This window comes from Pseudoalteromonas sp. SCSIO 43210, from assembly GCF_054133285.1.
Genome location: NZ_CP087225.1, coordinates 2,708,103 through 2,728,034 on the forward strand (window position 1 = coordinate 2,708,103; position 19,932 = coordinate 2,728,034).

Annotated in this window: 12 protein-coding genes; 11 read left to right on the plus strand and 1 reads right to left on the minus strand. The window is 39.4% G+C overall.

Annotated elements, in window-relative coordinates:
• Positions 1-119 precede the first annotated feature (119 nt).
• Positions 120-2,459 carry an agarase gene (locus LOS73_RS11605; protein ID WP_457933683.1) on the minus strand — a complete coding sequence of 780 codons (2,340 nt, stop codon included), beginning with the start codon at positions 2,457-2,459 and terminating at the stop codon, positions 120-122.
• Between the two features lie 321 nt (positions 2,460-2,780).
• On the opposite strand from LOS73_RS11605, the gene LOS73_RS11610 reads away from it, so the two are divergent.
• The 11 genes from LOS73_RS11610 to LOS73_RS11660 all read left to right on the plus strand — a co-directional run bounded on the left by LOS73_RS11610 (position 2,781) and on the right by LOS73_RS11660 (position 19,923).
• Entirely contained in the window at positions 2,781-4,376 is a 1,596-nt protein-coding gene (locus LOS73_RS11610; protein ID WP_457933684.1) for an MFS transporter, read from the plus strand.
• Positions 4,373-5,311: a sugar kinase gene (locus LOS73_RS11615; protein ID WP_033031699.1), complete on the plus strand. Its 939-nt coding sequence runs from the start codon at positions 4,373-4,375 to the stop codon at positions 5,309-5,311. The genes LOS73_RS11610 and LOS73_RS11615 overlap by 4 nt, the downstream gene beginning before the upstream one ends.
• 9 nt (positions 5,312-5,320) lie before the next feature.
• Complete coding sequence (locus LOS73_RS11620; protein ID WP_457933685.1) at positions 5,321-6,403, plus strand: glycoside hydrolase family 117 protein; 1,083 nt, start codon at positions 5,321-5,323, stop codon at positions 6,401-6,403.
• 12 nt (positions 6,404-6,415) lie between these two features.
• On the plus strand, positions 6,416-7,471 hold the full coding sequence (locus LOS73_RS11625; RefSeq protein WP_033039538.1) for a UDP-glucose--hexose-1-phosphate uridylyltransferase: 1,056 nt from the start codon (positions 6,416-6,418) through the stop codon (positions 7,469-7,471).
• Positions 7,468-8,622, plus strand: a complete 1,155-nt coding sequence (gene galK / locus LOS73_RS11630) for a galactokinase (protein WP_457933686.1) — start codon at positions 7,468-7,470, stop codon at positions 8,620-8,622. Before LOS73_RS11625 ends, galK begins: the two co-directional genes overlap by 4 nt.
• A 10-nt stretch (positions 8,623-8,632) precedes the next feature.
• Positions 8,633-9,661: a UDP-glucose 4-epimerase GalE gene (gene galE / locus LOS73_RS11635; RefSeq protein WP_007376625.1), complete on the plus strand. Its 1,029-nt coding sequence runs from the start codon at positions 8,633-8,635 to the stop codon at positions 9,659-9,661.
• A 193-nt stretch (positions 9,662-9,854) separates the two neighbouring features.
• Positions 9,855-13,328 (plus strand): TonB-dependent receptor, encoded by a 3,474-nt coding sequence (locus tag LOS73_RS11640; RefSeq protein ID WP_457933687.1) that lies wholly within the window; start codon positions 9,855-9,857, stop codon positions 13,326-13,328.
• 148 nt (positions 13,329-13,476) lie between these two features.
• Positions 13,477-14,751 (plus strand): family 16 glycosylhydrolase, encoded by a 1,275-nt coding sequence (locus LOS73_RS11645; protein WP_033039547.1) that lies wholly within the window; start codon positions 13,477-13,479, stop codon positions 14,749-14,751.
• 4 nt (positions 14,752-14,755) lie between these two features.
• Complete coding sequence (locus LOS73_RS11650) at positions 14,756-16,441, plus strand: sodium:solute symporter family protein (protein WP_457933688.1); 1,686 nt, start codon at positions 14,756-14,758, stop codon at positions 16,439-16,441.
• The gene (locus LOS73_RS11655; RefSeq protein WP_007376621.1) at positions 16,431-17,645 is read left to right on the plus strand and encodes a glycoside hydrolase family 117 protein; all 1,215 of its coding nucleotides are present in this window, start codon (positions 16,431-16,433) and stop codon (positions 17,643-17,645) included. Before LOS73_RS11650 ends, LOS73_RS11655 begins: the two co-directional genes overlap by 11 nt.
• Positions 17,638-19,923, plus strand: a complete 2,286-nt coding sequence (locus tag LOS73_RS11660; protein WP_457933689.1) for an FAD-dependent oxidoreductase — start codon at positions 17,638-17,640, stop codon at positions 19,921-19,923. The genes LOS73_RS11655 and LOS73_RS11660 overlap by 8 nt, the downstream gene beginning before the upstream one ends.
• Positions 19,924-19,932: the final 9 nt, after the last annotated feature.

Below are 19,932 nucleotides of genomic sequence, written 5' to 3' on the forward strand. Positions count from 1 at the left end.
AGTCGTTATTCGAGTTAAGATCATGTACTTATCTCAGTGTATATAAAAAAAAAGGAATGGTCTATTGTTAACACATTACAACAGACCAATAAATGTACAATTAAATGATGAATGTGCAATTATTTTTTAAATCGTCGCTCATACATAGACTCATTCATCGCTTTAGCGGCTTCAATCATTTCAATGTAGGGTCTATCAGTGACACTTATAAAGCCTACGTTATAATTTTCGCCATCGTAAGCTCTGCCTGTAATCGGAGAATCTATATACTGAAACCAATGAGCACCTATAAAGTAGGGGTTGTCGATCACTGAGTTCATATAATCGGTATACATATTTGCTCTGTCTTGTTGATTAGCAGCATGTATTAACCCAGGATGAAATAATCCTGAATCAGATGAACCAACATGAAACTCACCAATTATAGCGGGTTTGTCAAATTGTGATAAAAACGCCCACTTGTCATCCCTTAGACCTTCTTTGTATGCGTTAAAACTTATTACATCAACATATTTAGCCGAGGCTTTAACAACTTCTATAGGCATGCCCCAATCAGGAAAACGCGCACCTAAATACATATGATTTGGTAGGTATTTATCCATGGCGGCATTTACCACACTAAAGTACTTATCAGCATAGGCGGTGAGTAATATAGAAAAATCGACAAGCTGCTCTTCATTTTTTATATCAACCGTTACACCTTTGTCAAACTCAACCCATGAGGCTAAGTTTAAGTGCCATACCTTATTAAGTTTAGCGACATCAGTATATTTTTCTTTCATTAAGCGAGAAAATTCAGCTTTAGTAGGCACTGTTTTAGCATCACGGCCTAATGTGTTTATTACAATACCATAATGGCTTTTAACAGAATCAGGGCGGCCAAAGCTTTTTTCGTTATCAATGAATACACCTACTGCCCAAGGCGAATTTTTAACTTCTTTTGCAACAACACTAACGGTTTCGTTAGCACGCACTGTAAATTCAGGGTCGAATACATCCGGCATGGCTCCCCAAAAATCGTTGCCGCTTGATACGGTTTTAAAATCACCTATAATCCAACCATTGGCAAAATAGGGCACTTTTTGATTATCGTAGTAGCTCGGATCTGTCCAGTTGCCTAATGAACTAAAGCCCCATGTAATCATTCTATCGAGGGTAACTTCTCGCCATTTTTGCATGTAATCTGCATTATTTTGACCATATTTGCGTTCTAAATTAGCAGCGTAGAAGCTATATGTTTCACCGTGTTCTAACGGACCCGAATGCGCACTTTTACGATAGCCAAAATGTTTACCGAGTGGATCGCTATAATCAGGTAGCCATTCAAATAAATTTTTACGCACTTGTGACGCTACAAAGCGGCTTTTAAGCGCTTCTTTATTTACTTGGTTTAAACCTTTTGAATCCTCAGGTGTTACACCGGCATCAGCTGGTTTAGCTAACAACGCTTGATCAAAATCGTAACCCGTCAGTGTTGTTGAGTTTGCAAGACGAATAATATCAATGCCAGTTGCAAGATATAAATAGCCATCAGGGTCGACTAATGACCATTTATCATTGTATTTAGCCGTTCTAAAATAACCAGTCGCTTCTAATTTTGGACCTTTTGCCCAGCCACCAAAGCGTGAGCGATTAGTAGGGCGTTTAGAAAGTAACTGTGTTGCTTCTTGTTTTTTGTCGCTCAATAGCTCGGCTTCTGAATGTACTTTCCCTGCAAATTCTTGTTTTGCATTTTGGCCAAATTCATCAACAATTTTGGTTAAAAAAGCGGTATTAAATTGAGGGTTTTTACGAAGTGAAATAGATTTTATTGCCAGCTCTTTGTCATGTAATGTACTTTGCACGCTAATTGCTATTTTAGCGATGCCTTTTAAGTTGAGATTTTTTTTACCCCACATAGAAATAAACTGTACCTCATCAGACTCCCACGTATCTGGGTTAGAGCGAAGACCAGAAGTAAAGTTAAGTTCTACATTTTCTTTGCCATCGGGCGTTGCAAGGTCGTGGCCGTCAAGTTTTGCGTAATACGTGTTGTATCCACCTACCGGCACATTAACGCTACGCGTATAGTTAGCACCGTCAATATCGGAGATATCTAAATAAATTTGTACAGAGTGTGTTCCCGGGTTTGCCAATTCAAAGGCAAGATTGAAATCATTAAATTCACTCCAATCCCAAGGTTTTTCCGCTGAAAAAACAATACTAGCGTACGAGTTTTTCTTAGATTGAAACTGTACATTTAAAACCGAGTTTTCATTTTTTACTATAGCGGAATTACTTTGGTAATCAACAGACGTCGCTGTATGGTGAGTGTCATCTGCAAATAAATACATTAATGTATTAGTAGATTTAATCTGTACGGCATCTGTTGTGGGGCGATCAACTTTAACGTCTTCTTGATTACAGGCACTTAACGCAAGCAAGAGCGATGTGAGGAGTATGTTCTTTTTATATGTCATTGCTGTTTAACCTTTAATTACAATTTAACATACCATACATTAAAAAAACAAATTTGAAAATTGTTAACAATGTGCAATTTTGACTTTTTAGAATATACACCAGTAAGGTAATGATTTTATTTAATTATTTTTTTATATTTATTACAAAACAAATGAACATAAAGTAACGTTCTTTAAAATATAGGTTGCAAGTATATTAATTTTAAAATACTCTCGAAATCACACTCATGGTTAATTGTTAACAATATATAATTTAGCACAACCCCTTACTTTATTCTCTACATAAAGTAACACACAATAACAACAAAGTTGGATTGAAGTATGAATGGTAGTAAACGTAATGTGTTTTTCTTTGCATTTATTGTCGCCTTTGGTGGCTTTATATTTGGATTAGACGCTGCTCTTATTTCAGGTACGGTTCGTTTTGTATCGGCAGAATTCAATTTATCAGACATTCAAATTGGCACAGTCGTGAGTGCACCTGGTTTTGGTGTGCTATTTGCTTTAGTCATTACCGGTTACATATGCAATATGTTTGGCCGAAAAAATACTTTAATAGGCATTGCGTTTATATACATACTGTCGGCAATTGCATCGGTTTTCGCGCCAAGCTACGAGCTATTAGTTGCTGCTCGTTTTATAGGTGGATTAGCATTCACGTCTTTATCGGTCGCTGCTATGTATATAGGTGAAGTTGCACCGTCTAAGTACCGTGGTAAATTAGTGTCTATGATTCAAATAAATATTGTTGTTGGATTATCCGCAGCGTATTTTGCTAACTACTTACTTGTTGATTTAGCTCACAGTAATTTTGAGTGGGTAACACAGTGGAATGTGCAAGATAATTTATGGCGCTGGATGCTAGGCGTTGAGATTGTTCCTGCTATTTTATGGTTTTTATTATTATTTACTATTCCTCAAAGCCCGCGTTGGTTAGTTATGAAAGGCAACGAAACACGCGCTATAACTATCTTGCATCGTTTAAATAAAAATACTGAATTGGCCCAAGAGCAACTTAAGAGTATTAAAGAGAGCTTGGTTGATTACAGCGAAACAGGTGGGTATTTTTCTTCATTTAAACAACTACTCGAAAGTCGTGTTCGCGCCGCTGTCATTATTGCTTTTACTATTGCTATTGTGCAGCAAGTGACGGGGATTAACGCCATAATGTTTTATGCTCCAACGGTGTTTGAACAACTGGGAGTCGGCACTGATGCGGCTTTTTTTAACGCTGTTTTAATTGGTTTAGTCAGTATTGTATTTACTGTGGTAGCTATTGCTTTGATAGATAAGTTAGGCCGCAGACCCCTTGTTATTTGGGGATTAGCAGCTGCAACAATTAGTTTGTTTATGTGTTATTTAGGCTTTAGCCAGGCAGAATATAGTTTGTCGGCTGAGGATATAGCCTCGTTTTCAGCGTTAAATTCTATTACAGGACTGGAGCACATAATTGGTACTGTGTATCACAGCGATATTGAATTTAAGCAAGCACTAGCGAGCGTACTTACTGCTTCGCAACAGCAATTATTTGAAAGCGATTTAATTTCACGCGCAGCAACTATAAACGCGCCACTTATATCATTTGGTATAGCGGGCTTTATTGCAGCCTTTCACTTTTCGATTGGGCCAATTATGTGGGTGATATTTTCTGAAATATTCCCGACTCGTATTCGAGGTGTGGCCATTCCTACCTTCGCATTTATTGCCAGTGTAATTAGCTATTTTGTTCAGCAGTTTTTCCCATGGCAGCTAAGTAATTTAGGCGCTGCAAACATCTTTTTACTTTATACCGTATCGGGTGTTGCCGGCTTTGCATTGCTATTTAAGTTTATGCCAGAGACTAAAAATAAATCGATAGAAGAAATTGAAGTCTACCTAGAAGGTCTACACACTAAAAAAGTACAGGAGGGTGTGTGAGTACTTTACTCGCTATTGGCGAATGTATGGTCGAGCTAGTACCAACAGGTATTAGCGAATGTAAGCAGTCTTTTGCGGGCGATACTTACAATGCTCTTGTGTATGCAAAGCGTTTTGCAAACACACTAAATTGCGCGCTATTTACAGCTGTAGGTAGCGACGTACTGAGTGCCAATATGCTCAAATGTTGGCAACAAGAAGGTATTAGCACGCAAAACGTGATTACAACAGCAGACTATAACGTGGGTATTTACGCTATTTCAACGGATGCTGATGGTGAGCGAAGCTTTGATTATTGGCGTAATCAATCAGCAGCGAAGCATATGATGAGTTTATATACTCAAAAGCCATTTAATTTAGGTTTGAAAGAATCAGACTGGGTGTTTTTCAGTGGCATTAGTTTAGGTATTTTAGATGATGAATCTAAACAAGGTTTACTCACATTATTAGCTGATTTTAAAAAACAAGGCTGCACAATTGCGTTCGACCCTAATTATCGCGCGCGTATGTGGCAATCAAAAAGCCACGCTATTGAATGGCTAGAGCGTGCTTATGCGCTTAGTAATGTAGTTTTACCAGGTCTTGATGATCACCGTGTGTTATTCGGTCATTCAAGCAGTGCAGAGATTGTTAAGTACTGTACACAATTTGATATCGACGAAATTGTTATTAAAGCTGGTAGTGCCGGGATGCAAGTTTATTGCAAAGATGATCTTAAAGCGTCATGTCCGTTTACACCCGCTGCAAAGCAAGTTGATAGTACAGCGGCAGGTGACTCATTTGCGGGAACCTACTTAGCCGCCAGAATGTGCGCCCAAAACCCTCAAAATGCATTAGAAATGGCTGACAATGTTGCCTCACAAGTTGTGCAGCATCAAGGCGCGATTTTACCTCTTGACGTATACCAGTCGCTAAATATAAGCCTAGGTAAGTAAGGAATTAACATGTCTGATAAAAAATTAAGTTTAGCAAGTAAGCGTGCAATAGAGCGTGGCTACGATAAATATGGCCCGCAGTGGCTGACAGAATTTGATGTAGAACCTTTGCTGGGTGATTTTGCCTATGAAGAAGGGGTTATACGTCGCGATCCTTCATCTGTTTTATACATTGATGGTGTTTATCATTGTTGGTACACCAAAGGTGAGGGAGAAACAGTTGGTTTTAATGCACAAGACTCAAGTGCAAAAGTGTTTCCTTGGGATTTAACGCAAGTTTGGCATGCAACGTCAAAAGATAGCATAACGTGGCAAGAACAAGGGATCGCTGTGAGTCGAGGCGACGCTGGTAACTATGACGATCGCGCTATTTTTACCCCTGAAGTATTTGCGCATCAAGGTAAGTATTACTTGGTGTATCAAACGGTACAAACACCGTACACTAATCGCCAATATGAGCATATTGCCATAGCGCATTGCGATACCCCTTTTGGTCCTTGGATTAAATCACCTGAACCTATTGTTAGCCCAAGTAAAGATGGTCAATGGCACGGTGATGAAGATAATCGCTTCGCAGTAACAACTAAAGGTAGTTTTGATAGCCATAAAGTACACGATCCGTGTTTGGTGTTTTTTAATAACAAATTTTACTTGTATTACAAAGGTGAGACCCAAGGTGAGGGAATGAACTTTGGTGGTCGTGAAATCAAACACGGTGTTGCTATTGCTGATGATGTATTAGGACCTTATGTTAAATCGCCTTACAACCCTATTTCTAATAGCGGTCATGAGGTCGTTGTTTGGAATTACAAAGGTGGTATTGCTAGTTTGCTAACAACCGATGGCCCTGAAAAAAATACTATTCAATTTGCTCAGGACGGTATTAATTTTGAAATTATGGCGCATATAAAAGGCGGTCCAGAAGCAATTGGCTTATATAGACCTGCACAAGGGTTTGATCAAAACCCAGCGCCAGGCATTAGTTGGGGCTTGTGCCATAAATACGATGCCAGTTGGAACTGGAACTATATTTGTCGTTTTACTCCTCGTAAGCAAGTGCTCGACGCCGGTACCTTTCAAAACAGTAACTAGGGAAAGTAAACAATGAGTGAGCAACAAAATCAATTTGACCCGACAGAGCATCCACATCGGCGTTTAAACCCATTATTAAATGAATATGTGTTGGTGTCGCCACACAGGGCTAAACGACCATGGCAAGGTCAAGAAGAAAGTGTAGATATTGAGGTTAAACCAGAATACGACGAAAGCTGCTTTTTATGTAAAGGCAATACGCGTATTAACGGCGAAGTAAATCCAGATTACAAAAACACCTTTGTGTTTACTAATGACTTTGCCGCCTTACGTGAAGGTGTGCCTGATGTGGAGCAAACCGATCCCCTATTTAGCATGCATACAGAGCGTGGCACTGCGCGTGTTATTTGTTTTTCGCCTAATCATGCAAAAACACTACCAGAGCTCAGTGTTTCGCAAATTACAAATGTAGTAAGCACATGGCAAGAGCAATGCCAAGAGTTATCAAAAACTTACAACTGGGTTCAGGTATTTGAAAATAAAGGTGCTGTAATGGGATGCTCTAACCCGCATCCACATGGTCAAATTTGGGCACAAAATAAATTACCGAGTTTGGTTGCACGTAAACATACAAACCTTAGTAACTATTATAAACAGTATGGCAGTAGTTTATTGCTCGATTACGCAAAACGTGAGATGGAATTAAATGAACGCGTAGTATGTGTAAACGATGATTGGCTTGTGGTTGTTCCTTATTGGGCTGCATGGCCATTTGAAACGCTGCTATTACCTCGGTTTGCGGTTACTCAAATGATAGAGCTGACAGACGCTCAACAAAGTACTCTAGCTGAAATTATTAAAAATATAACGACTCGTTACGATAACTTATTTCAGTGCTCGTTCCCTTACTCTATGGGCTGGCATGGCGCGCCTTATGATGGTCAAAGCCACTTATTTTGGCAATTACATGCGCAGTTTTTACCGCCATTACTACGATCAGCCAGTGTTAAAAAATTTATGGTTGGCTACGAAATGATGGCCGAAGCACAGCGTGATATAACACCTGAGCAAGCTGCCACTATTTTGAAAAAACAATCACTAACGCATTATAAAGAGAACACTAAATGAATGTTGAACAAAGCGCACGGTTAGCTTTTTTAAACCACTTTGGACGCGATGCCGACTTTGTTGTCAAAGCCCCTGGGCGTGTTAATTTAATTGGTGAGCACACCGATTACAATGACGGTTTTGTACTGCCTTGTGCCATTGAATACGCTACTTACATTGCAGTGTCACCTCGAACTGACGATGTAGTAAATGTACTTGCACTTGATTGCGATAACCAAACCGACAACTTTTTAGTAAATAAACCGCTTAATAGCCACAGTACGCAAACGTGGAGTAATTATGTTCGCGGCGTAGTTGATGAACTGCAAAAACGAAATCATCAACTCAGTGGCTGCGACATATGCATCACAGGTAATGTCCCGCAAGGAGCTGGTCTTAGCTCATCGGCTGCACTTGAGGTAGGTATTGCTTATGCGTTTAATCATTTATGTGAATTGTTTATTGAACGTAAAGAGATTGCAAAAATAGCACAAGCAGCAGAGAACAACTTTGTAGGGTGTAACTGTGGAATTATGGATCAGCTTATATCGGCGTGTGGTACACAAGGTAAAGCACTAGGGATAGATTGCCGCTCACTTGATTTAGTGGAAGTGAGCATTGACCCTGCTATGACCATTTTAATGATTAATTCCAACGTTAAACGCGGCTTACTCGATAGCGAGTATAACCTTCGACGCGAGCAATGCTATAGCGGCGCTAAAGCTTTTTCAAAGTCAAGTTTACGTGAGGTGAGTATTGAGGAGTATGAATCGCAAAAACATATGCTAAATAAAGACGTTGCTAAACGTGTAGAGCACATTGTTTATGAAAATCTCCGCACCCTTGAAGCTATGCAGGCTTTTACTCATAACGACATAACGAAACTTAGTACATTAATGGCTCAAAGCAATGGCTCTATGCGTGATTTATTTGAAATAACTACACCGCAAATAGACACATTGGTGGATATTATTAGCCAAGTAATACAAAACAATGGTGGTGTAAGAATGACTGGTGGAGGCTTTGGCGGGTGTGTCGTCGCATTTGTACCCAATATACTGGTAAAAGATGTTATTGCTGCTGTTGAGTCGCAATACGAGCGTTTAACAGGCTTGAAAGAGTCTATTTATACCAGCTTACCGTCTGCTGGTGTATCACTCATAAGAACGTGAGGAAAATTCAATGAAAAAAGTACTGGTTACGGGAGGCGCAGGCTATATAGGTAGCCACACTGTTTTAAGCTTATTAAAAGATGGCTATAACGTTGTTGTGATTGACGATTTAAGTAACTCGAGTCGTGAATCGTTAACTCGTGTTGAAGCTTTAGCGCAACGTAAAGTTGAATTTATTCATGCCAGTTTACTTGATTACGATAAGTTATGCGCCGCATTTACAACGCATCAGTTTGATTCGGTCATTCATTTTGCAGGTTTAAAGGCGGTGGGTGAATCAATAGAAAAACCGTTGGAATATTACTACACCAATCTGGTCTCTACGTTAAACCTATGTCAGTGCATGCTCAAATTTAGCGTGAATAAATTAGTATTCAGCTCATCAGCCACCGTTTATGGGCAAGGCGCATCAGTACCTTACACCGAAGATTTACCGCTTGGTCGCGCGGCTAGCCCTTATGGGCAAACAAAAGTAATGATTGAGCAAATACTACAAGAAATAGTGGCTTCTAAGACGGGACTACAAGTTGCAAGCTTACGCTACTTTAACCCAATTGGTGCAGATATTAGTGGTCAAATTGGCGAAGACCCATTAGGTATTCCAAATAATTTAATGCCCTTTATTGCTCAAGTTGCTGTAGGGAAGCGTGAAAAATTAGCTATTTTTGGTGGTGATTATCCAACTAAAGATGGTACGTGCGAGCGCGACTACATTCATGTAAGCGATTTAGCGCATGGTCATATAAAAGCGCTTAAATGGTTAAAGGATCAAAGCCATTCATTATATGAAGCATTTAACTTAGGCACAGGGACACCGTATTCGGTATTACAAATAGTTAATGCATTTGTACGCCACACAGGCATTAATATCGACTTTGATATTGTTAAGCGACGCGAAGGTGATTTAGCTGCATTTTGGGCAGATTCATCCAAGGCTGAAAAGATACTAGATTGGCAGTGCACGTTTACCTTAGAAGATATGATGATCGACACATGGCGTTGGCAAAGTAATAACCCCACTGGTTATATTGATTCATAGTACTCAATGTATTTTTACTGAAAAATGTTTATAACAAAAGGTCAACACGCCCTAATGTTCATACGTTAAATATTTTTTATAATTAAACGAATATTGTTAACAAAATACAGTTGACAATTGTTTGGTTATTATATTATTGTTTACAAAAGATTAACCTGCCAACATAATAAAACCTTAGAAAGGGAACACACACATGACAATCATCAACAAAGCGTTCAAATTGAGCGCGATTACGGCCGCAGTACTTGCAACACAATTGGTGTATGCCAAGCAAGACGAAAGCACACAAGAAAAAACGAAAGTAGAAGCCGATATTGAAATAATTGAAGTAAGCGGTTTAGCGGCGAGTCTTAAAAAATCCATTAATGATAAACGTTTTGCTGAAAACGTTGTTGACTCCATAAACGCTGAAGACATCGGTAAGTCCACTGATCAAAACATCGCTGATGCGCTTTCACGCGTAACAGGGGTATCTGTACAAACTGTTGATGGTGAAGGCGCACGGGTAACTGTTCGTGGCGCTAATTCACAACAAAACAATATTAGTATGAATGGGGTGCAATTGGGCTCAACTGGCTATAGCCAAGGTGTCGATTTATCACAGTATTCTTCAGATATCTTATCTAAGATAGAGGTTGTAAAAACCCCAAGTGCAGATCATGAAGAAGGTGCGTTGGGCGCAAATATTAACCTTAGTACAACCAAGCCACTTGATTTAAATTATGAAATAAATACGGTAACACTTGAAGGCCGTTATAACGATCTGTCTGAAGAAGATAACTACAAAGTATCAGGTACTTTTTCAAGAAAGTTTTTTGATGATACGTTTGGTGTGGTGGTTACCGCAGTTAAAGAAACAAATACTTATCGTAAAGACCAATTTTCAGCAACGGAGTGGTATGCATTAGAGTCGCCTCTAGCTACAGATACAAACGGTAATATTGTTGAAAACGTTGTCGGTATAGCCCCTCGTAATGTTCAGTATCAATATCATGAAAGTGAAAATGATAGAACTAATTTTAATATTGGTTTGCAATGGATAGCATCAGAGAATACTGAATTTAATTTTAATGCTATTTTGGGTAAGCAAGATATAAATAACTCAATGCATGGTATTAACACGCGCTCATCTCAATATGGAAATTTAATTGAAGGTGTTGACCCTGGCTTGGGCGGTACAGGCCCTGCATTATTTACAGATCCCGAAGCAAGTTGGCTAACTATTGATCTTGAAACGAATACGTTTACAAAATTTGTAAACCGTTTTAGTAATGGTGGACTTGTGCAATCTGAAGGCGATTTTGAAAATAAAAATCAGATCCTGTCATTAGATATGAATCATAGTTTTACCGATTCATTTGCGATGAAAGCAGGTGTTGGCTATTCAAAAACACAGCAAATACCTAATAACTCAGTTTATGTTGCATTACAAAACTTTGGAAATATTAATGCGTGGATAATCAATAATGTACCGCCAGAAGATATAGAGCCTGTTGGTTATGATTGTACTAGCAGCTCCGTGTGTACGCTAGTTGCGGGTCAGGGTTTAATTGATTATGGCCCTAATGACAATTTTGGTGATCCGCTGAATGTGTGGGATAACTATAGTACAACAGGTTTTAATCCTGATGAACTAAGGGCTCAACATCTTTCATATATGAGCCGTTCATTAAATGAAGTTGAAGATACCCAAAAATCATTATTTGTAGATTTTGATTACGCTCTTAATTTCGATAATTTTAGATCGATTGAGTTTGGTGCTAAATGGTCAAACCGTACAAAATACGTTGATGCGCAAATTGGTACATTCAGCTCAGTGGGTGAGGGCGTTGTGGTAACAAACCCTTACACTGGTAACCCGGCTGTATTGGGCAGTGGATTGCGCGATATTTCTGGCGATTTGATAACTGATGGCGAAGAGTTTCCAGTTGATGACTTTATGGCTGGTCTTGGTTATGCTCGTGATAGCATTACAGATGGTTGGAACCGTTTTTCAGCATTTAAAGCATTTGAAGTTGCCCAAGGTAGTACCGAAGTTGCTTTTAATACGGATGATTCGAATACACGCAATACTGAACTAGACAACTTAGCATTTTACACTAAGTTAAACTTTGAATTGATGGATGGTAAGATTTCAGGTGATTTTGGCGTTCGTTATGTTAAAACCACAGTAGAGGTTCAAGGTGCATCAGGAGTACAGTTTGCATTTGACCCATCTAACGCAGCTCGTTTAATGGACCCATTTAAACTGGCAGAGCTACGCGATACGAGTTTACCTGAATGTGCGCCAATTTTATTCTATGGTACTGATTATAATGCAGAAACACGTTGGTCTCGTGTAGACGGTTTGGGCTACGACACAAATGCTACAAAAGACTTAAGAGATGATACTGCGTTAGCTGACCAAGGTGCATGTCACGATCCTAATGCTGTACGTGGGAATCCAAATGAATCTGAGTGGTGGTTATGGCGCCATTCTGATGTATCAACAGAAAAAAATTATGTTTATGGCGAACGCAAGTTTGATGATAATGGCAACTTATTACCAACTGAGGATCGAAGCCTTCGTTCATTCAGTGTGACAGATGAGCATGACTATGATTTATTCTTGCCAAGTTTAAATATTAATTATTTGTATGATGAAGATACCATAATCCGTTTTGCGGCCTCAAAAACAATGGCTCGCCCTCAAATAGACTCGTTGCGCCCAGGCTTCAAGGTAAGAGAAACACAGTGGGGTGGTGAAAATCGTAATAATACTATCACGCTCACTAACCCTAAACTTGATCCATTAGAATCAATTAATTTAGATATTTCTTATGAGTGGTACTTTAATGAGTCTGGTCTGTTAGCTGCAACTTTGTTTTACAAAGATATGACTAATTTTGAAGAGTCAGAAACTATTGTGACTTATATGGATGATTTACGTGGTATAGGTTTAACTGAAGGTGAAACTTACGACCCGAATGATCTTGTACTTATTTCAGGACAAGACAGCCTTGAAGGATGTATGCCTAGACGTTTTCAAGGCAGTACAGACTACCAAGAAGAATGGCTATATTCTGATGATTTAGAACAGTTGTGTGCCAAGTTCAATACTACGCGTATTAAAAACGGTAAAGGCGCGTCGATCAAAGGTCTAGAGCTACAATACATGCAAACTTACGACAATTTGCCAGGTATTTGGTCTGGTTTGGGACTACAAGCTAACTACACATATCAAGATAGTGAGTATGACCAAGAAGTATCATCAATTGATAGCAATGTTAAGCTACCATCGCTTGCTGTTGCTTATACACCAGAGCATAGCTACAACCTGACAGGTTTTTGGGAAAAGGACGGTCATCAACTTCGTCTATCATACCAAGGTACAACTGATCAGTTAGTACAACGCTCTTGGGAAAATGGTTCTTTGTGGGAAGAGGGACGCCAGACGCTTGATTTTTCAGCAAGCTATAAAGTAAATGATAAAATGACGGTTTCACTGCAAGTAGCAAACTTAACGGATGAGGGCGTACGCCAGTACTTTACTAGTCGCTTCTTATCCGCTGGTGGTCAGACTTTCTCTGAAGGGAGTCCACTTGAAGGCGAAGCAACCAAGTCGCGTACGGTTTATCAATACCATACTGGCCGAACACTTAGACTTAATGCCCGTATTAATTTCTAAAACGATAAGATAATGAAAAAGCCCGCAGTATTACTGCGGGCTTTTTTATTTTTTAATAAAAATAGTGTCATTTTGATTTCTCAAGACAATACCTAGCATGAAATAAAACTTATAACTCGTTAGATAAAACAACAAGAAAGGGTAAAACATGTTTAAAGTATTTTCTAAATGTACGCTGGCAACAATAGTTGTCACATCGTTTTTTGCTGGTGCTGATCAACCACGCGAACTTGACTCCTCAACATGGCAATTACAGTGGAATGATGAGTTTAATTATGCAAATGCTGAATTAGATAAAAACTGGGTTTCTCAAAATGGGCCGACAGAAAACCCATGGGTATTAAGTAGTCGCTGGCGCGATAATGCACAAGTTAAAGACGGAATACTGCACTTATTAGCAAAGAAAGAACCTCGAGGTGGCCAAGACTGGACGACAGGTAATATTTGGTCAAAACGCTCATTTCATTATGGCTATTTTGAAGCTCGCTTTAAATATGCTGGTGCCTATGGCACGAATAACTCATTTTGGTTTTGGCCAAAACAAGGGGTTAAAGATGGCTTAAAGGCATGCGAGATTGATATTAATGAAGGGCATTTCCCTAATATAATTAATACCAACGTACATAACTGGACTGATACTTATACACTACCAAATGGCCGTGTTACTCACAGTGATAACCAGTTACACCACACTTTAATCGGCAAGCCTGATCACACTGTTGAGTTTAACAAGCCAGTTAAAACTAAAAAAATACGATTAACATCGACTAATCCTACGTCTCTTCATATTTCTGAATTTAGAGTCTTTGCGCCTAGCGCTCAATACCCTGATGCATTTGACGAAGAAAAAATAAAGAATATAAGCAATTTAGCGCAAGCTGACGATGTTTCTATAAAAACGAATGGGTTATTTAATAAGTTAATATCAGAAGAGTCTTTTGCTATTGATGGTAATCCGCAAACACGCTGGGTGTCAGAAAAGCATGGTGAAAAGTTTTTAGAACTCAGTTGGGATAAGTCGCATGAAATTGGCGCTATTCAATTTATAAATGGTTGGTTGCAAGAGCATGGTGTTGATAAAGGTGCTTATCGCAATTTAATTTCCGATTACAACATCGAGTATCACGATGGAGAAAATTGGCAAAAAATCACTTCATATAATGCCGCTAACGTTGCTGATTTTTCAAAAGAGTTTCATACCTATGGGCTTGAATGGGATAAAGATTACTTTAATTTTTATTTTGACGGTGAACTCTATTACACCATGAGAAATGATGTCTGCTTTAGTGAAACAACGATGTTATTTAGTTTAGCTATTTTAAAAGCGGCGATTGCAGGTCCTGTAAGTGATGATATTGATGGTACCAGCATGGCGATAGATTGGGTTAGGTACTACACCCGAAAAGAAAATAGCGAGGACTAAGGCTATGCATATTATTGATATAAGTGTCGTCGTTATATTTTCTTTATTGATCATTGGGTGTGGTTTAAGTTTTTCTGCTGCTGGAAAGAATATGAAAAGCTTTTTCTCTGCGGGAGGTGCGCTACCCTGGTGGATGAGCGGGTTGTCATTGTTTATGAGTTTCTTCTCGGCAGGTACATTTGTTGTATGGGGAGCTATTGCATATAAGCATGGCTGGGTGGCGATTACTATTCAATGGACTATGTGTTTAGCAGGGGTCTTGATTGCTTTATTTATTGCGCCTAAATGGCAGAAAACCGGTGTATTAACCGCAGCCGAATTTATTAAGCAGCGCCTTGGCTTAAATGTACAAAGAACTTATACCTATATTTTTCTCTTAATTGCGAGCTTTTCGACTGGTGCTTTTTTATATCCAGTGGCAAAAATAGTTGAAGTCGCTACGGGTTTATCTCTTGAATATACCGTCATCATTTTAGGACTATTGATCTTAGCCTATACCGCTGTTGGCGGTTTATGGGCGGTGATAATTACCGACATTTTGCAATTTGTGGTGCTCACTGCAGCGGTATTAATTGTGGTACCGCTATCATTTGAGGCGATTGGCGGCATTGAGAACTTTATCGACAAAGCACCTGATGATTTTTTTAACTTAGTAAATGATGAGTATTCATGGGAGTTTATCTTTGCCTTTGGGCTCTATAACTTATTTTTTATTGCTGGTAACTGGTCTTATATTCAACGCTTCACCAGTGTGAAAACACCAAAGGATGCAAAAAAGGTTGGGGGACTATTTGCGATTCTTTATCTTATTTGCCCAGTAGTTTGGATGTTAGCCCCAATGATTTACCGAACGATGAACCCCAGTCTAGTTGGGTTTGAAAGTGAAGGAGCTTATTTGCAAATGTGCAAAGAAGTATTGCCAGTAGGGATGCTTGGATTAATGCTAGCAGGAATGGTATTTGCGACATCAAGCTCAATTAACACGTCTTTAAACATCGCCGCAGGTGTTATCAGTAATGACATATATAAAACTATAAAACCAGATGCTTCCCAAGCTACGCTAGTTAAGGTCGGTCGAATTGCAACTGGGGTACTCGGGCTAATTACGATTATTGTTGCGTTACTAATTCCCTTACTTGGTGGTGTAGTTGAAGTGGTAATGACCATGGCTGCACTCACTGGTGGACCGTTGTTTTTACCACCCATTTGGTTGCTTTTTTCTCGTTATCAAACTGGAAAAACGATTTTAATAACCACTATTTTTAGTTTACTGGTGAATGCTTTTTTTAAGTTTGTGAGTCCTTGGTTATTTGATTTTAGCTTAGATAGAGCGCAGGAGATGATGATGGGGGTGTTATTTCCTGTATTGATGCTAACTGTATTTGAGTTGTACTTAAGAGCACAAAGAAAAACACCTGCGTGTTATGAAAACTATTTAGTCGAATTAAGCCAAATTAAACCGACGGCCGAATTAATAACTCCAGAAAAAAGTGCGGATAACAATCATGGTATTCGAGTTTTAGGGTTTGGTATTCTCTCTACTGGCGCGATTATGCTTTCGTTGGCCGCAATTGCAACCACCGGAAAAATCGAAATAACAGTAATAAGCGGTGGCATTTTTATATTAGGGGGTGTTTTAGTTTTTAAGTTTAGAAGTAAGGCAGTAAAGGTACGTATCAATGAGCAATAGCAATAACAAATTAAAGCAGCAAAGTTACCCATGGGATATTCCAGCTAAAAAACCAGCACGAGAATTGAGTGCTGCAATGTCGAGGTTGTATGACAACTATTTAACCCCTCGTCCGGAAGACAATCCTTTATTTACTAGTTTTAAGTACACTGAGCTCACTGGGTTTAGCTATCATAATAATGATGGGACTATTTCAAGACGCGACCCATCTAAAATTATAAAAGTTGATGGTCTTTATTATGTTTGGTACACAAAACGGTGCACTCAATTCCCACCAAAAGGGGCGCAGCACTGTAACGAGTTGACTCCCTCCACTGATTGGGATTTATCCGAAATTGGCTATGCCATTAGTATTAATGGATTTGACTGGGTTGAACAAGGTATCGCCGTCACCAGGCCCAAGCACCCGCAGTTAGGTTGGCGCTCGGTTAGTACACCAGATATCTTGATTTATGAAAATAAATATTATCTTTATTATCAAGCCTTTAATGAAGCTAGCGGTAAAAAAGGTGATCATTGTCCGGTAACACTATCAGTTGCCGATACGCCAGATGGACCGTGGTTGCCACATGGTGAGGTTATTATTGAAAATGGTGAGCCGGGAAGTTGGGATCAATTCTCGATTCATGACCCTTATTTATTAATTTATAACGGAAAAATACATTTATACTATAAAGCCGCCTACGGAGATAGACCTGATTACTTAGTGGGTAATGGCTTGGCAACCGCGAATAATCCTTTTGGGCCTTTTGAAAAACACCCTCTGAACCCTATTTTAAACTCAGGCCACGAAACTACTTATTTTCCGTTTAAATCAGGAATAGCTGCTTTTACTATCAGAAATGGCAATGAAAGTAACACCATTCAATATTCACCTGATGGGGTGAACTTTTCGATTGCCGCAGTGACCTCCCTCATGCCAATTGCAGCAGGTCCTTATGTTGCCAATGCATTTGACTGTGCAAGCAAAGCAAACGGGATTGAGTGGGGCTTGTGCCACTTTTCAGACAAACAAGCGCGCAATAAACACAGTTTTTTAGCCAGATTTGATTGTAGTTTAATGGTAAATGAGCTTGAAAAAGAATTAAAAGTCACGGATGTACCTCACCAGCCTAGTGTTTATTTTGCGCAGTCATTAAGCCCAGAATTAAAAAATAAACGCTCATATCAAAAACAAGAAAAAGAGATCAAGAGTTATGATTAAGCAAAACTTTAATGAAGCTGCACGCGAAAATAAGAAACAACAATTAAATACTCAGTTTGTGGTTGCCGGTGGTGGCTTAGCAGGTACATGTGCAGCAATCAGTGCGGCGCGAGCGGGTAGCAAGGTTGTGTTAATTCAAGATCGTCCCGTACTCGGTGGTAATGCGTCAAGCGAAGTAAGATTATGGGCGTTGGGGGCAACATCGCATATGGGCAACAATAATCGCTGGTCACGCGAGGGTGGGGTTATTGATGAAATCATGCTGGACAATCTTAAGTTAAACAGACACGGTAACCCATTAATTTTCGATACCATTTTGCTCGACAAAGTGATTGCCGAAAAAAATATTACCTTGTTGTTAAATACCTCTGTGTTTGATGTAAATAAACAGCACAGCACTAAGATTGCCAGTGTAGAGGCATTTTGCAGTCAAAATTCTACTCATTACATTATTAGTGCGCCGTTATTTTGTGATGCGACCGGTGATGGCCTTGTTGCGTTTAATGCTGGAGCGGGGTTCAGAATTGGTGCTGAATCAAAAGCAGAGTTTGGTGAGCTGTTAGCATCTGATGAAGAGAACATGGAGTTACTTGGTCATACATTATTTTTCTACAGTAAAAAAATGGATCAGCCTATTAGTTACAAAGCCCCTGATTTTGCTTACTCGTATGAACAAATAGAGGCGATACCTCGCTGTAAAGATATTGCCGGAAGTGACTCTGGCTGTAAGTTTTGGTGGATAGAATTTGGCGGAATACGCGATACTATTTATGAAACGGAGGATATTAAATGGGAGCTTTGGAAACTCGTTTACGGAATTTGGGACTATATAAAAAATAGCGGCAGGTTTGATGATGTCGAAAATCTAACTTTAGAATGGGTAGGCACAATTCCTGGCAAACGCGAAAGCAGGCGCTTTGAAGGGGAATATATGATAAAACAGCAAGATATTATTGAGCAAACCCAGTTCAATGATGCTGTATCTTTTGGTGGATGGGCGATTGATATTCACCCCGCTGAAGGCATATACAGCGAACGACCTCCTTGCTCTCAATATCATTCAAAAGGGGTTTACCAAATACCGTACCGCTGCTTTGTTAGCCGTGATATAGAAAATTTATATTATGCAGGACGAATAATCAGCGCAACACATATGGCGTTTGGTTCAACACGAGTTATGATCACCTGCGCACACGGCGGACAAGCGGTGGGGGCAGCTGCTGCTATGTGTAATAAACTCAATATCACACCCAAAGAGCTATTACAGCCAGAACACATAGCACAGTTACAGCAAAACCTGAATCTAAATGGCCAAAGTATCCCTGGGATCCGTTTAAATAAGCACAATAATTTAGCAGCCCAAGCCTCTATTACTGCATCGAGTGAATTAGTGTTCAATGGTTTTCAACCTAGCGGCCGTAGAATGCAATTAGATTCATCGTGTGCACAGTTGGTTGCTTTTGCAAAAGGCCAAGGACCAACAATTAGCATAACGGTTTTTGCTCATAAAGAGACAGAGTTAACGTGCCAATTACGCACTAGTATCAAGCATGAAAACTATACGCCAGATGTTATAAATAAAACTATCAGTTTGTCTGTCACGGCGGGCGAAAGTACGCTCGAGTTTGATTTTAGCGATTGCAGCTTAGAGATGCAGTACGGGTTCATTTGTTTTTTACAAAACAGTGATATAGAGCTTGCTACCACAGAGCAGCTTATTACGGGCACTATGGTTGTGTTCAATAAAGTTCACAAAGCGGTATCAAATAAAGGCAAACAAACAGTACCTGAAAATAGTGGTCTTGAAGAGTTTGAATTTTGGACACCAGCGCGGCGGCCAAACGGTCAAAATTTGGCAATCGGTATATCTCCCGCCATTCATAATCACCAAGCGACGCAGATAATTAACGGCTTTGTGAGGCCTTGGCTACAAACGAATGCATGGGTTGCTGACTTAGCAGAACCATCGCCAACCCTAAGGTTAGTATGGCCAGAAAAAGTAACGATGAGGCAAATAGTTCTTTATTTTGATAGTGACTTTGACCATGCGTTAGAAACCGTATTAATGGAGCATAACGAAGACCAGGTACCTTATTGTGTGCAAACCTATACAATTAAAACAGATTCTGGTGAGGTAATTGCACACGTTACGGGTAATTATCAAAGTATTAATAAAATCGATTTAGTAGAGCCTATAACAACGCAACACTTGATTCTAGAATTCGCTCATCCATCTAAAAATGTGCCTGCAGCACTGTTTGAAATTCAAATTAAGTAAAGGGAATTG

Bases quoted from the DNA above. Each gene is read 5' to 3' on its own strand.
- LOS73_RS11605 (WP_457933683.1), bottom strand. From the start codon at position 2,459: ATGACATATAAAAAGAACATACTCCTCACATCGCTCTTGCTTGCGTTA.
- LOS73_RS11610 (WP_457933684.1), top strand. From the start codon at position 2,781: ATGAATGGTAGTAAACGTAATGTGTTTTTCTTTGCATTTATTGTCGCC.
- LOS73_RS11620 (WP_457933685.1), top strand. From the start codon at position 5,321: ATGTCTGATAAAAAATTAAGTTTAGCAAGTAAGCGTGCAATAGAGCGT.
- LOS73_RS11625 (WP_033039538.1), top strand. From the start codon at position 6,416: ATGAGTGAGCAACAAAATCAATTTGACCCGACAGAGCATCCACATCGG.
- galK (WP_457933686.1), top strand. From the start codon at position 7,468: ATGAATGTTGAACAAAGCGCACGGTTAGCTTTTTTAAACCACTTTGGA.
- galE (WP_007376625.1), top strand. From the start codon at position 8,633: ATGAAAAAAGTACTGGTTACGGGAGGCGCAGGCTATATAGGTAGCCAC.
- LOS73_RS11640 (WP_457933687.1), top strand. From the start codon at position 9,855: ATGACAATCATCAACAAAGCGTTCAAATTGAGCGCGATTACGGCCGCA.
- LOS73_RS11645 (WP_033039547.1), top strand. From the start codon at position 13,477: ATGTTTAAAGTATTTTCTAAATGTACGCTGGCAACAATAGTTGTCACA.
- LOS73_RS11650 (WP_457933688.1), top strand. From the start codon at position 14,756: ATGCATATTATTGATATAAGTGTCGTCGTTATATTTTCTTTATTGATC.
- LOS73_RS11655 (WP_007376621.1), top strand. From the start codon at position 16,431: ATGAGCAATAGCAATAACAAATTAAAGCAGCAAAGTTACCCATGGGAT.
- LOS73_RS11660 (WP_457933689.1), top strand. From the start codon at position 17,638: ATGATTAAGCAAAACTTTAATGAAGCTGCACGCGAAAATAAGAAACAA.